This is a genomic window from Gracilibacillus salitolerans, assembly GCF_009650095.1.
Lineage (GTDB): Bacteria > Bacillota > Bacilli > Bacillales > Amphibacillaceae > Gracilibacillus > Gracilibacillus salitolerans.
Window position 1 is genome coordinate 623,069 of sequence record NZ_CP045915.1, and the last position, 13,630, is coordinate 636,698.

Below are 13,630 nucleotides of genomic sequence, written 5' to 3' on the forward strand. Positions count from 1 at the left end.
CTCTCTATATCTCTCTTCTCATCGCTTTTAAAACATCAATTTGTGTAGCTCGTTTGGCTGGCTTTAAACCAGAGATAATGGTTACAATTAAACAGATTACTGCTGCAATAAGAATCAACGAAGCAGGGATACTGGAAAATTGGAATCCTTCAGGTAACTCCTGTTCAAAGGCAGATTCGATGATCCATGGTAACCCAATGTTGAGGAGAATACTAATGACATAAGCAACTATGGTACCTATCGTTGCACCGAGTAGCCCGATATAACTGCTTTCTAGCAAAAAGATCTGCTTAATTTTTTTCGGGTGTGCACCGATTGCTTTCATAATACCAATATCAGAAGTTCTTTCGGTAACGGCCATCGTCATCGTATTAAAAATACCGATAGATGCAATAATGATAGCGATTGTTCCAATAAAAATAAGTCCGGCTTTTGCGATAGTGAAAAAGGTATTTAAGTATTCTAATTCATTCGCTGCGGAATATACTAAGTAATTCTGTTCTGATAAATAATTCGAAATTTCTTGTACTTCTTCCAACGTATCAGCATATCCATATACGTTATCATAACCTGTGATTTCTTCCTCGACTTCTGGATGAATGGCTCCTCTTGTAGTTTCCGTGAATGTTTCCACTTCAGCTAGGACTTCTTCCGATATATATACTTGTCTATCTTGCATCCAACCTCTTGAAGGTGGTTCAACGATACCTGTAATCGTTAACGTGATCGGATGTTCTTCGGTTTCCCCATCTACATTTTGCTCGACTACCATTTCAATTTCCTGACCAATAAGTGATTCATCATATTTAAATTCCTCTTTCAACATACCTTCTTCATCATAAATCTCTGCATCTGCTGGGAGATCTTCCGGATAAAGATTCTCTAAAAAATGTGGGCCGACTACAGCTTCGTAAGGCTCTTCCGGTAAGTCACCTTCCGTAAGTTCCATTCCTGCCTTTAATTCTGATGGGAAGTGAGATACGACTGTTTCCGTATTTCCGCTGTAATCGTCTATGTTAAATAGAGGTGTTTGTCTTAATGTTTGTTGTCTAGTGACAGCTTTCATGCCCTCGACCTTTTCAAGCTCCTCTATTTCTTCATCCGTAATCGGCGCATAGCCATCTTCTTTTTCGATTCCACCTATTTGCATTTGAGTGACCGAGCGATCTCGAATGATATCGTCGATAAAGGTTGTATGTAAACCAAACCCAACAGAAGCTAAAACAATTAAAAATGCTACGCCCATCGCAGTGGCCAATACCGTCATAAATATTCTTGACTTACTTCGTTTCATATTATTGCGAACGAATCGCCATTGATCTTTAAAAGTCATGCACTAACTTCCTCCTTTACAATTTCCCCATCATGAATATGGATCTGTTTCGAAGCAATTCGAGCAACCTCTTCATCGTGAGTAATCATTAAAAATGTAATGCCTAAGTCTTGATTTAATCCGGTAATCAAATCTAAGATTTCTTGTTCGGTTTCACTGTCTAAACTACCTGTTGGTTCATCAGCAAGAATTATAGGTGGTTCTATTACGAGTGTTCTTGCGATACTTACCCGTTGCTGTTGGCCGCCAGACAATTCGCTTGGATAATGATGATGGTAATTGGAGAGACCGACTTTTTCTAATGTTTGTTCCGTTAATTCTACTCTCTCTTTTTCCGATAGTCCTTTTAATACTAAGGGTAGTTCAACATTTTCATAAGCTGTCATACTTGGAATCAATTGAAAATTTTGAAAGATAAAACCGATATTATCTAAACGAAAATCTGCATATTCTCCTTCGTTTAAATTGGTTACATTCCTCTCCTTAATAAATACCGATCCACTAGTAGGCTTCATAAATCCGCCGATAATGTTGAGTAAGGTCGATTTACCAGAACCGCTTTTTCCTGTTATTGCTAGAATATCCCCTTTATCTACAGAAAACGATATATTTTTTAATACTGTAAGAGCGGTTTCGTTCTGTTTCTTTCCTAATAAAAATGTATGGTTGATGTCTTTTACATCTATCATTTTTCATCCTCCTTTTTTTCTCTTCACTATTAACTGACGAATGAAAATCTTTAAGTACTTCATTTTTTTGTCAATAAATATAATTTTTTTATGTTAAAATAAAATGAGTCTTCTTAGAGGAGTTTTCCTATGAAAAATGTATGTGTCGCTATTTTTATAATACTGTTTTTGATAGTAGCAGGGTGTGAGGGACAACAGGAATATCAAGGACACTTCCACCATATGGATGAAATAGACAGGTCATCAAAAAATACAGAGGTAAATTTATTCAAATATGAAATTTCTATCGCCGCTATTGGGGATCTTTTGATTCACGATCGTGTGTATGATGACGGATGGAACGGTGAAAGGTATGACTTTTTATCCATGATAGAACCTGTACAGGAATATTTAAAACAACCAGATATCACCATGGCGAACCAGGAAACAATTATGGGTGGGGAAGAGATCGGATTATCTACCTATCCACAATTCAACAGTCCATTTGAATTAGGAGATGATCTACAGGAAGTCGGTGTTGATATAGTTACAATGGCAAATAATCATACGTTAGATAGAGGCGAAGAAGCGATTTATAATGCGATTGATTATTATGATAAGATTGGCATGCACTATACCGGAAGTTTCAAAAGTAAGGAAGATCAGCGTACTGTAAGAGTTTTAGAAACGGACGTAGGTATTTCGGTAGCCTTTCTAAGCTATACATATGGTACAAATGGGATTCCAGTTCCGAGCGGGAAAGATTATTTAGTCAACTTAATTAATCGTGACCAAATTGAACGGGAAGTAACGGAAGCAAAGGAGTTAGCGGATGTTACGATCGTTAGTTATCATTTTGGTGAGGAATATCAACGATTACCAAATCAGCAACAAAAAGATTTAGCACAATTTGCTGCAGATCTCGGTGCGGAGGTAGTGATTGGTCATCACCCACATGTCCTGCAGCCAATCGATTGGTTGGAAGGGAAAGATGGCAATCAAACGTTGGTTGCCTATTCGTTAGGAAATTTTCTATCTGGACAATACGAGCTATATAGGAGAATCGGTGGGATTTTACAATTTTCGATTACAAAGGATGGATCAAATGTAAAGGTGCATTCTCCGTCTTTTTTACCGACTTTTGTTCAGTTTGATCTTATCGATGACACCATCACAGATTTGCAAGTATTACCGTTAAAGGATGTCTCAGATCAACAGTTGCCTGATGCATCTAATCATTTAGCAGAAATAAAAGAACATCTATCACAAAATGTAGAAGAACTACAGTTTATAGAATAAGGGAGAATCGAGAATGGAATGGAGAAATATTTATCGTGGGATGTTAATGGGAGCAAGTGATGTTGTGCCAGGTGTTAGTGGTGGTACGATTGCTGTTGTATTAGGTATTTACGACCGCTTAATAGCAGCGGTGAATGGCTTTTTCAGTAAAGATTTCAAGAAACATCTTATGTTTTTAATCCCACTCGGTGTAGGCATTTTAGCAGCTGTTTTTTTATTGGCTGGATTAATTGAGTGGTTGTTTGAACACTATCCAAAACAAACGCAATTTGCCTTTTTAGGGTTGATCATAGGTGTGTTACCTTTTCTGTTTCAAAAGTCGAATGCTAAAAAAAAGTTTAAAGGAAATCATATCCTGCTGGTATTGATTGGTGCTTGCATCGTCGGCTCCATGGCCTTCTTTCAAACAGGTGAGCCAGAGGTGATGACGCAGTTCGAACCATCTACATACCTATGGCTGTTTGGTTCGGGATTTGTAGCGAGTGCTGCCATGATATTACCAGGGATTAGTGGTTCCTTTCTTTTATATGTAATCGGCTCCTATACGACGATTATTAGTGCAATAAAAAATCTAGATGTCGTTGTTATTGTAACAGTCGGACTCGGAATTCTATTAGGAATTATACTGATGAGTAAAGTGATTCATTATTTTCTAGCTTCTTTTCCAGTTGCTACGTATGCTTTTGTAATTGGCATGGTGATTGGATCAGTTTTCGTCATTTTTCCAGGGTGGCCTGCTAGTATGATGGGAACGGTGATGTGTGTTGTTACCTTTGCTGGAGGTCTTCTTTTTGCTTATTTATTAGGCAGGGTGGAGTATCGTTAAACAGAATAGTTGCTTTCAAACCATGTTCATGCTAGTTTTTACTAAAGTAAAGAACCAATTGAAAAAGGAGAATGCATAATGGAAGCAATTAAAACAGAAGAACAGTTTAATAAAATTATCGCTTCAGAAGACCCGGTCATTATTAAATTTTATGCGGACTGGTGTCCTGACTGTAAGCGTATGGATATGTTTATTGGAGATATTTTAGAGCAATATAATACATTTGATTGGTATGAATTAAATAGTGATGAAGTACAAGGGTTGGCAGAAAAATATGAAGTAATGGGCATACCAAGCCTCCTTATTTTCCAAAACGGAGAAAAACTTGCACACCGTCACAGTGCATATACCAAAACACCAGACGATGTATTAGAGTTCCTTCAAGAAGAGCTAGGATAAGAGACAGTGTGAGCACTGTCTTTTTTTTATATCTGAAAACAAGCATGAAATGGTTCATAAAATCCATAAACTGCGAAATAACTCTTCTAAAGATTTGTGTTTATTCGTTCTGAATTTTGATAAGTGCTGTAATACGCTTCGGCAGAATACTCCGCTTTCCATGGGCACGGCCTCAGCCAGGGAACTACTTGAATGAACTTCTGTGCTCCCTTGCACCGAGGAAGCATACTACGAAGCGTTACTAGAAGACGCAGGTGCATCAAGGGGTCTTCGCCTCGTGCTGTTCCCATAGGAGTCTCCGTATTCTGCCTCCGCTGGTAATGAGGTCCTGATTATTTTAAGAACTCATGGAACTATATTCTTTGGATTTTCTGTTACTTTATCAGAAAACTACGACACTTGATCGTCCCGCTCTTCGAAACAGCGCGAGCTGAAGATCCCGCAGCGACGAACTTATACTTAAATTCAAAAGAATGGAAGAAAGTTTCATCCTAAAAATAAACACTAGTTCGCAGTTTTTTCTATTCACATCAAATATGTAGAGCGGTATTATTTTTGTATGGACTGATTTGTATTAAAAATCAAGTTTAGAAACCTTTTGACAACATTTTTCGTATATAAGGAGGAAAGGGGGCGTTCATGTGTTAGAAGTTAAGCAGCTAAAAGTCGAAATTGGGAAAGAATCCATCCTTGATAATGTAGCATTTTCTGTAGAAAAAGGGAGTGTCGTAGGATTAATAGGTCATAATGGTGCAGGGAAATCAACCGTTATGAAAACCATTATGGGCTGGCAAGATAAAAAAGAGGGCACTATTACCTTGAATCAAGTAGATCAAGACCAATCATTTATCGCCTTTAAAAAACAACTTGCTTATATACCGGAAGAACCATTTTTATTACCAGAATTAACAACAATGCAACATTTTCAGTTATATGGTCAAAGCTATCAACTCGATGAAAAAACATTTACGAAACGTGCACAGGAACTTTCGGAGCAATTTGAAATAGCGGATAAATTGAATGAATATCCAGAGTCATTGTCCAAAGGTATGCGCCAAAAAGTACAAACAATTTGTGCGTTATTACCAGAAGTCCCATTGTTATTAATTGATGAGCCTTTTATGGGTCTAGATGTACATGCAGCTCATGACTTACAAGAAATGTTGATAGAAAAGGCGCAAAATGGTACAAGCATTTTACTTACATCCCACCAATTAGAGAGAATGGAAGAGTTAGCAGATACATATATTATGCTTCATCATGGGCGTGTTGCAGAACATGGGGTGATAGAAGATTTCGACTCATTATCAAGGAGAGGAACAGAATGAAGGACACCATTCAAATGATGCGGTTTCTAAAAAAGAATCGATGGCGCAAAAAACAAAGATTATATAAATTAGCCTTTGGTGTGGCATTTGATTGGACAATAACCATCTATACCGGTTTTTTTGCTGTCATGTTTTTATTTATTACATATGACAGCTTAAAAAGTATGGAAGCTGTCTTTCTAGACTATCAAGCAAATATCGAATCATTTTTTCCGCTAATAGTAATCGGTTTGATATTCGGGATGATTATACTTTCCTTTAACTATCCATGGATAAAAATTACAAGTGCAGAATGGAAATTAACATCGCTTCCTTTTTCGATTAAAAATATATGGTTTTATTCTTTATGGATCGTGATTAGAAACCGGTTTGTCGTTTTAACTTTGTTGTTCCTGTTACTAGTTGTAATTACTCCTTTTTCCACATTATTTTTAGTTAAATGGTATCCAGTAATCCTATCTGTAGTATTATTAACGGTCATACCACAATGGTTCTTCTTTCAAATAGATGGCTTTAAGAAAATAGGTATTTATTTGTTGGGTGTGTTGATCATTGGTATAACCCGGCTCTCTTTTGTATTATTAGAATTACATGCTGAATCTGTATGGATGTTAATCATCCTCTTATTTGGTTTAAATGTATGGATATGGCCTCGAAGATTGAAAAAAATCAATTGGATGCAAGTGATTGAGAAAAGTGATGAAAAAGAGTGGAATATGTTTTTTATCAATCACATGAGTAGAATGGATCAAGTAAAACAACATCGGAGAAACTACTTCTTACAAACACTTTTCACATCAAAAAAAGCAAAGTTGCCTTTTCCTTATCAGCAACCTGCTAAACTAATGCGGAAATTATGGAGGCGAAGTATCAATCAGGAAGTCCGTATTATCTATATGATGATGTTTTCGATTTTAGCAATTATGATTGTGCTATCATTAAGAGGAGGTCCACTGCTACAGGGAATTGCTATGATGTTGTCTGTTTTTATCTTTGTTAAGCTTACGATAAGTTTTTTTAGTGTAATTTTCAAAGATAAATTAATTCACAGTATTCCTTGGAACGTAGAAGTAATAACCAATGCTTTTTGGCAGATATTATCGATATTGAGCATAGTAGTGATTATGATTATTTCAGTGGTGGTCTTGCTTACTAATACATGGAGTGGGTGGTTAATAGCTCAGCTTTTATTCACTTTTATAGCACTTTTCTTTTTACTAGATTGTGAGATTGAGAGGAAAGTAAAAGCATTAAATAGAAAATGGTATACAACCTCTTATTTCGATCAGCTGATAGGTATATTAACTTATGCGGCTATGGCTTTAAGTTTATTATATCCTGTTGTTATTAGTTATTTAGGTATTATATTGTTTTACTGGATAGTGAAGAAACATTATTTTCCAATAAAAAATTGACTAGTTCTATTTGTTTGCATATAATACCATTCATATATAGATATGGAGAGAGGATGAAAGGGATGGATCAAAAGAGAAACGAATATTTAAAGAAAAAGCAAGACCCTTCCCTGAAATTGTTTGTTGTACTGTCGAAGGCTTATCGATCAGTTGCTGATCAGGTGGCGAAAGATATTAGAAGTCACGGCTTAAATACAACAGATTTTGGCGTGTTGGAATTACTATATCATCAGGGAGAACAACCTTTGCAAAAAATAGGGGATAAAATTTTATTAGCAAGTGGAAGTATTACATATGTAGTAGATAAATTAGAGAAGAAAGAGTTAGTGAAACGAACACCGTGTCCAAACGACCGGCGAATTACCTATGCATCAATTACAGAAAGTGGGCAACAATTACTAAATGATATATTTCCAGAACACTGGAAACAAATAGAGGCGATAACAGCTGGATTAAATGAAGAAGAGAAGGTGGAAGCTATACTGTTATTAAAAAAACTGGGAATGTACGCTGATAGTTTTTCTGAAAAACAATAGAGAATTGCATGTTTATTTGTAGTTTGAAGTGGGTAAATATAACTATAAAAAAGAAAGTTGAAAGAGGGGTTACCCACATGAAAAACCAACAGATAGACGTATACATTAGTGATAATTGCAGAGAATGTGATCAATTGGTTAATTATTTAACCCAACTTAATATTCCGTTTAATACGAAAAATACGACCGTAAACAAAGAAAATTTACGTCAATTACAAGAAGCGAACATTTATTTAACACCGACCATCATTATCGATAATTATTACCGTATCATAGGCTTTCAGGAAGGTAAGTTAAGGCAATTAATTAGGTAATAGGTGAACCAATCCCTCTTTATCTGCATAGGCTAATACAAGAATAGCAGATGGAGGGGAGACAATGGATTACAGATATAATGGCTTTTCTAATTATCAAAATCCTTATCAACAGGGGATGTATCCCTATCAACCGCCAACATATACATCACCGATGCCGATGACACCATTTCAATATTATCAAAAGCCGATGGTACCAAATCCATACGATGGGTTCGAGACACCTACGCCTTCCTTTTTCGGGAAACAAAATAACTCGATGTTGCACTATTTTCAGAATAAAAATGGTGAAATGGATTTGGATAAAGTGTTTCACACGGTTAATCAATTAGCGAACACTTATCAACAGGTATCCCCCTTATTTAAGAACGTCGGTAGTATCTTAAAAACTTTTCAGAAATAATCTAAAATGATCCTTGTCAATGTGGCAAGGATCTCTGTATGATATATATTTTAAGGAGGCAGACAACTGATGACTGCATGTCTTGTTATACATGGTTTTACTGGTGGTCCATATGAAGTGGAGCCGCTCGCATCATATATAGAAGAACATACAGATTGGCATGTAGTGACACCCAGTTTACCTGGACATGGATTAGGTGAGGGAAGGGATCTAGACCTTTTAGATAGATCTTATAAAGATTGGGTTAAGGAAGCAGAACAAGCCTATTTGGAATTGAAAGAAGATCACGATGAGATTTATTTGGTCGGCTTTTCTATGGGGGGGATGATTGCTGCTTACCTGGCAGCAAAGTACACTTGTAAGAAGTTAGTCCTGCTGTCAACATCGAGAAAGTATATTAGTATTCCGCGAATAGGTGTAGATATATTGAACTTTACGCAAAAAGCAATGCGAAGAAAGTTAAAAGATGATGCTTTGTTTCATCATTATCGAAAAAAATATGGTTCTGTTCCTGTGAAAGCAATCCGTGAATTTCTAAAATGCATGAAATTCACCAAACCATACTTAAAGGAAATTCATTGTCCTGTTTTTATAGTACAAGGAATGCAGGATGGGATGGTGCCGTATAAAGCGGTACATTATTTGGACAAAGAAATACCAGTAGATGTGGAGATTATTTATTTTCATGACTCAAAACATCTCATCTGTCTTGGTGAGGATAAAGATGTCGTTATTGATGCGGTGTTTCAATTTCTAATAAAAGAAGAAAAGACGTGATTTACTGTTGATCAGTAAATCGCGTCTTTTCTTAAATTGGCTAGCTCTCATTCTTTCGGAGTGGACTCGCCTTTCCGGCTTAACTATGATCGATGGTTATTTTCATTTTGCGTTTTCTCCTGGTGCTAGCGATGAACAGGAGCAAGCCGAAGATGACAATGGTTCCTCCCAGCCATTGCGACCAGGTAATGAGTTCATTCAGGATGACATAGGCGAGTAATGATGCCCCGATTGGTTCAAAAAGGATCCCCATTGAAATGACGGAAGTACTCACCCACTTTAATGCCCAGTTCAGTAAATTAAGCCCCAAAATTGTTGGGACGATAGCAAGACCGAGGAAGATCAACCATTCATCAGACTCGTAACCTGTTAAGGGATTCGAAACAGAGATATTATAGATAATAATCGTTAGTGCACCGATACTGTAAGCAATGAATGTATAGCTCATGACCGAAAGCTTTGTTCGGACACCTTGCCCAAGTAAAAAGTAAATCGTAATAAACATAGCACCTAATAAAGCCAGAAAATCACCATAAAGAGCCTCACCGGCAATCTGGAAATCTCCCCATGCAATAATAACACTGCCAAAAATGGCGATAAGCATGCTAATCACTGTGCCAGCAGTAAAACGTTCATGAAAGAACAGGTAAGTGCCAATAAAGGCGAAAATAGGTTGTAATGTCACGATCACAGTAGAACTCGCTACAGATGTATATTGAAATGATTCAAACCAGACGATATAATGTATCGCCAAACTGATACCGGCTACTATCGTTAATAGCCATTCTCTTTTGGCTAATTTTCTTAATTCATCTCTTCTTTTCAAAAGAATATATGGTAACAGTAAAATTGCTGCAAATAACAAACGGTAATTGGCTGTTACAGCCGAAGGAACTTCTGCAGCTAACTTTACGAGTACCGCAGCAGTAGAAACAGAGATCACACCAATAAAAATCGCTAAATATGGAATGAAATGCTTGTTCACAACATCACCTACAATATTTAATAAATCAATCTATTTCTTAAGTATAACAATTATTTTAGGAAATCCTAATGATATCTATCCAGAAAAAGCTCAATTGTTTGAAACGAACCGAAATATTATATAGAATTAACGTGAAGAGTGTGTTATGATGAAATAATCCATTGAGTGGTCATTTATAAGCCTCTTCCAAATGTGGAGGAAGGCTTTTTTCATTGTTATTCGTATGTATCTTAGTCAGCGTCAAGATTTCTTACGATAACGACATTTATAGAAAGTAGCTTATCCTACTTTTTGCATATTTTTTTAATGTAGATAGTACAACTTGGATACACTGATAATAACGACGAAAAAATGATAATAAAGATGAGATTTATATAGTGAAAAAGGAGTAGAAATTAATAGTGACAAATTTTAATGAATTAGGTATTTCAGCGTCAATTATGAAAGCATTAGAGAAAATGGGATTTGAAGAAGCAACGCCAATTCAAGCTCAAACGATTCCGTTAGGCATGGGAGGCAAAGATGTCATCGGCCAGGCACAAACAGGTACTGGTAAAACGGCAGCTTTTGGTATTCCGATGATCGAAAAAATTGACCCTAACGAACGTAAAATTCAAGGGTTGATTGTTGCACCTACAAGAGAATTAGCAATACAGGTGTCAGAAGAAATGCATAAATTAGCGAAATTCAAAGGTGTTCGTACATTGCCTGTCTATGGTGGGCAGCATATGGAACGCCAAATTAAAGCGTTAAAGGATCGCCCGCATATTGTAGTAGCAACCCCAGGACGGTTGTTAGATCATTTACGTCGTCGTACCATTCGTGTCGATCAAGTACACACTGCTGTATTGGATGAAGCAGATGAAATGTTGAATATGGGCTTTATCGATGATATCCGTGATATCTTAAAAGCAATTCCAGAAGAGAGACAAACCTTACTGTTCTCTGCAACCATGCCAAAAGAGATTCGTGATATTGCGGCAACATTGATGAAACAACCAGAAGAGGTAAAAGTAAAATCAAAAGAAATGACGGTTTCGAATATTGATCAATACTTCGTGGAAGTACATGAGAAACAAAAATTCGATACACTGACAAACTTACTAGACATCCATGTGCCTGAATTAGCGATAATTTTTGGACGTACGAAAAAACGTGTTGATGAGCTGACAGAAGGCTTGCAAGCTCGCGGTTTTCGTGCGGAAGGAATCCATGGTGACTTAACACAAGGTAAGCGTACTTCTGTGTTGAAAAAATTCAAGTTTGGTCGTATTGAAATTTTGGTAGCAACAGACGTAGCTGCACGTGGATTAGATATTTCAGGTGTAACTCATGTATACAATTTTGATATTCCACAGGACCCGGAAAGCTATGTACACCGTATTGGACGTACAGGTCGTGCCGGAAAGATGGGCGAGGCTATTTCTTTTATTACACCAAGAGAAGTTCCTCACTTGCATTTAATTGAAAAAGTTACGAAAAGCAAAATGAAGCGTATGACAGCACCTAGTTATGATGAAGCAAAACGTGGACAACAACAATTAACTGTACAGAAATTAATCAGAACGATTGAGAAAAAGGAACTTCAGGATTACCGAGAGACAGCTAGCGAAATTCTAGACGAATACGATTCCGCAACAGTTGTCGCAGCAGCATTAAAAATGCTAACTAGAGAAAGAAGACAAACACCAGTTACCTTAACATCTGTTCAACCAGTAAGTGTTAAAAAAGGATCGAACAATAAAGGTAACAACAAAAAATTCAGAAACGATAAACGTGGGTTTGGTCGCAAAGGAAAACAAGGTGGCCGCAACCGCAAATTCCAAAACAAACGTACTAATAAAAGGTAAAAAAAGGTCCGTTGCAAACACTGCAACGGACTTTTTTTAGATTTTACTTGATCTTATAGACAGAATAATTGGATAGTTAACGTTTGTGTCCATAAGAGTGATTCTTATGGACACTTTTTTAGTATAACCTCTATTTCTGTCTGTAACGTAAGCGTGATAGAATGAATCCACCGTTACACTAAAAATATCGCTACAATCGCCAAAATCGGAATACCTAGTACTGTCATATAGCCGATAAAGGATAGGGACTTAACATAACTAAGTTCTTCTGGATTTAAGTTGGATGCTACTTCCATCACTTCTGCTTTAGCTTTTTGAATCTGTAGGAAACTGAACACAATAACAGCTAAAATAATAAGCAATGGTACAATTAAACTAGCAACAGATAAGTTTTCTTCGCCCATAAACATAAACCCTAAAATAATCATGAATATCGGAATCGCTTCGATTAATCCAACCTGGATAAAAAAGCGAATTTGATCTTTTTGAAGACCTTTAAAGTGAAATTCATTTCGTTTAATTCGATAAGTTAATCCTCTCATTAATCGCTTAAAGGCAAATAAAATACCTAATCCAGCGATTAAGGATGATACGGTAAACAACCAAACTGCCATCAAGATACATTCTCCTTTCGATTAAAACATCCCGGATATTAACCCAAGTAAAACTAATACGATCAGTATACCGAATATAATTGGCTTTAAATAGGGCTTGTAACGATAACGTTTTTTGTTCCAACGATTAGGGTCAAATCCGATATCGTCATCTCTTACTTTTCGTCTATTTTTCCATGGTGAGAATGGTTGTGCATTTTTTAATATAACAGGTCCAAGTGCAAATCCAGCAACAAACCCGAATAAATGTCCGGAGATATTAATATTCGCTCGAAAAAAGGTCATAACTAACCCGATAACAGAAATAATCAGAATCAGTCGTGCATTTTGAGGATCGATTAACTTTTTTTCAAAAAAGACCATGAATAAATATAACCCGAATAAACCGAAAATTGCACCTGACGCTCCGACGTGTGTGTAAAACGGATTCGGTTCAACAATATAAGTAAGAATATTTGCAGCAATACCGGCAGTAAAATAAACGACTAAAAATTTCACTTTACCGAGCATTTGCTCTAATGCTGGCGCGAATAAAATCAGTGAAAAGGAATTAAAAAGGATATGACCGAAACCAGCATGTAGAAAAATCGGTGTTATTAATCGCCAATATTCACCTTGGCTAATCATACCGTTCCAACCAACTCCCATTGTATAAATCCAGTCACCTACACCAGGAACTAAGCCAACAATTAGCCAAATGATGACTTGAAGTGCAACAATCGCTGAAACAACCGGATAAAATTGTAGAAAATCTCGAAAGCTTTCCGTTCGTAAAAACATAGCATTCTCCCTTTTATGGTTAATTGTTTATATTTTAGCATAACTTTAAATGATATTAACAGTAGAATTAACCGTTTTAAATATCTTAGTAATTAGGCTATAC

15 protein-coding genes are annotated in these 13,630 nt (G+C 36.5%); 10 read left to right on the forward strand and 5 right to left on the reverse strand.

Going from position 1 to position 13,630, the window contains the following annotated elements:
• Positions 1-4 precede the first annotated feature (4 nt).
• Together GI584_RS03110 and GI584_RS03115 are read right to left on the reverse strand one after the other, a co-directional pair.
• On the reverse strand, positions 5-1,333 hold the full coding sequence (locus tag GI584_RS03110) for an ABC transporter permease (RefSeq protein WP_100362078.1): 1,329 nt from the start codon (positions 1,331-1,333) through the stop codon (positions 5-7).
• On the reverse strand, positions 1,330-2,022 hold the full coding sequence (locus GI584_RS03115; protein WP_153790209.1) for an ABC transporter ATP-binding protein: 693 nt from the start codon (positions 2,020-2,022) through the stop codon (positions 1,330-1,332). The genes GI584_RS03110 and GI584_RS03115 overlap by 4 nt, the downstream gene beginning before the upstream one ends.
• A 129-nt stretch (positions 2,023-2,151) precedes the next feature.
• Here GI584_RS03115 and GI584_RS03120 point away from each other — a divergent pair, with 129 nt between their 5' ends.
• The 9 genes from GI584_RS03120 to GI584_RS03160 all read left to right on the forward strand — a co-directional run bounded on the left by GI584_RS03120 (position 2,152) and on the right by GI584_RS03160 (position 9,298).
• Positions 2,152-3,300 (forward strand): CapA family protein, encoded by a 1,149-nt coding sequence (locus GI584_RS03120; protein ID WP_153790210.1) that lies wholly within the window; start codon positions 2,152-2,154, stop codon positions 3,298-3,300.
• Positions 3,301-3,313: 13 nt separating this feature from the next.
• Positions 3,314-4,126, forward strand: a complete 813-nt coding sequence (locus GI584_RS03125; RefSeq protein ID WP_153790211.1) for a DUF368 domain-containing protein — start codon at positions 3,314-3,316, stop codon at positions 4,124-4,126.
• A 78-nt stretch (positions 4,127-4,204) separates the two neighbouring features.
• Positions 4,205-4,525 (forward strand): thioredoxin family protein, encoded by a 321-nt coding sequence (locus GI584_RS03130; protein WP_100362074.1) that lies wholly within the window; start codon positions 4,205-4,207, stop codon positions 4,523-4,525.
• 641 nt (positions 4,526-5,166) lie between these two features.
• Positions 5,167-5,853, forward strand: a complete 687-nt coding sequence (locus tag GI584_RS03135) for an ABC transporter ATP-binding protein (protein ID WP_100362073.1) — start codon at positions 5,167-5,169, stop codon at positions 5,851-5,853.
• On the forward strand, positions 5,850-7,268 hold the full coding sequence (locus tag GI584_RS03140; RefSeq protein WP_153790212.1) for a hypothetical protein: 1,419 nt from the start codon (positions 5,850-5,852) through the stop codon (positions 7,266-7,268). The genes GI584_RS03135 and GI584_RS03140 overlap by 4 nt, the downstream gene beginning before the upstream one ends.
• 62 nt (positions 7,269-7,330) lie before the next feature.
• Positions 7,331-7,804 carry a MarR family winged helix-turn-helix transcriptional regulator gene (locus GI584_RS03145; RefSeq protein WP_100362071.1) on the forward strand — a complete coding sequence of 158 codons (474 nt, stop codon included), beginning with the start codon at positions 7,331-7,333 and terminating at the stop codon, positions 7,802-7,804.
• 77 nt (positions 7,805-7,881) lie between these two features.
• The gene (locus tag GI584_RS03150; RefSeq protein ID WP_194842112.1) at positions 7,882-8,118 is read left to right on the forward strand and encodes a glutaredoxin family protein; all 237 of its coding nucleotides are present in this window, start codon (positions 7,882-7,884) and stop codon (positions 8,116-8,118) included.
• A 64-nt stretch (positions 8,119-8,182) separates the two neighbouring features.
• Positions 8,183-8,521 carry a YppG family protein gene (locus GI584_RS03155; RefSeq protein WP_100362069.1) on the forward strand — a complete coding sequence of 113 codons (339 nt, stop codon included), beginning with the start codon at positions 8,183-8,185 and terminating at the stop codon, positions 8,519-8,521.
• Positions 8,522-8,590: 69 nt separating this feature from the next.
• A complete protein-coding gene (locus GI584_RS03160) occupies positions 8,591-9,298 on the forward strand; it encodes an alpha/beta hydrolase (RefSeq protein ID WP_153790214.1) in 708 nt (235 codons plus the stop codon).
• 79 nt (positions 9,299-9,377) lie between these two features.
• Here GI584_RS03160 and GI584_RS03165 read toward each other — a convergent pair whose 3' ends face one another.
• Positions 9,378-10,283: a DMT family transporter gene (locus tag GI584_RS03165; protein ID WP_153790215.1), complete on the reverse strand. Its 906-nt coding sequence runs from the start codon at positions 10,281-10,283 to the stop codon at positions 9,378-9,380.
• A 401-nt stretch (positions 10,284-10,684) separates the two neighbouring features.
• Here GI584_RS03165 and GI584_RS03170 point away from each other — a divergent pair, with 401 nt between their 5' ends.
• Complete coding sequence (locus GI584_RS03170; RefSeq protein WP_100362066.1) at positions 10,685-12,133, forward strand: degradosome RNA helicase CshA; 1,449 nt, start codon at positions 10,685-10,687, stop codon at positions 12,131-12,133.
• Between the two features lie 173 nt (positions 12,134-12,306).
• On the opposite strand, the gene GI584_RS03175 is transcribed toward GI584_RS03170, so the two are convergent.
• Complete coding sequence (locus GI584_RS03175) at positions 12,307-12,747, reverse strand: hypothetical protein (RefSeq protein WP_100362065.1); 441 nt, start codon at positions 12,745-12,747, stop codon at positions 12,307-12,309.
• A 21-nt stretch (positions 12,748-12,768) separates the two neighbouring features.
• Positions 12,769-13,527 (reverse strand): rhomboid family intramembrane serine protease, encoded by a 759-nt coding sequence (locus GI584_RS03180; RefSeq protein ID WP_153790216.1) that lies wholly within the window; start codon positions 13,525-13,527, stop codon positions 12,769-12,771.
• Positions 13,528-13,630: the final 103 nt, after the last annotated feature.

Bases quoted from the DNA above. Each gene is read 5' to 3' on its own strand.
- GI584_RS03110 (WP_100362078.1), bottom strand. From the start codon at position 1,333: ATGACTTTTAAAGATCAATGGCGATTCGTTCGCAATAATATGAAACGA.
- GI584_RS03115 (WP_153790209.1), bottom strand. From the start codon at position 2,022: ATGATAGATGTAAAAGACATCAACCATACATTTTTATTAGGAAAGAAA.
- GI584_RS03120 (WP_153790210.1), top strand. From the start codon at position 2,152: ATGAAAAATGTATGTGTCGCTATTTTTATAATACTGTTTTTGATAGTA.
- GI584_RS03125 (WP_153790211.1), top strand. From the start codon at position 3,314: ATGGAATGGAGAAATATTTATCGTGGGATGTTAATGGGAGCAAGTGAT.
- GI584_RS03130 (WP_100362074.1), top strand. From the start codon at position 4,205: ATGGAAGCAATTAAAACAGAAGAACAGTTTAATAAAATTATCGCTTCA.
- GI584_RS03140 (WP_153790212.1), top strand. From the start codon at position 5,850: ATGAAGGACACCATTCAAATGATGCGGTTTCTAAAAAAGAATCGATGG.
- GI584_RS03145 (WP_100362071.1), top strand. From the start codon at position 7,331: ATGGATCAAAAGAGAAACGAATATTTAAAGAAAAAGCAAGACCCTTCC.
- GI584_RS03150 (WP_194842112.1), top strand. From the start codon at position 7,882: ATGAAAAACCAACAGATAGACGTATACATTAGTGATAATTGCAGAGAA.
- GI584_RS03155 (WP_100362069.1), top strand. From the start codon at position 8,183: ATGGATTACAGATATAATGGCTTTTCTAATTATCAAAATCCTTATCAA.
- GI584_RS03160 (WP_153790214.1), top strand. From the start codon at position 8,591: ATGACTGCATGTCTTGTTATACATGGTTTTACTGGTGGTCCATATGAA.
- GI584_RS03175 (WP_100362065.1), bottom strand. From the start codon at position 12,747: ATGGCAGTTTGGTTGTTTACCGTATCATCCTTAATCGCTGGATTAGGT.
- GI584_RS03180 (WP_153790216.1), bottom strand. From the start codon at position 13,527: ATGTTTTTACGAACGGAAAGCTTTCGAGATTTTCTACAATTTTATCCG.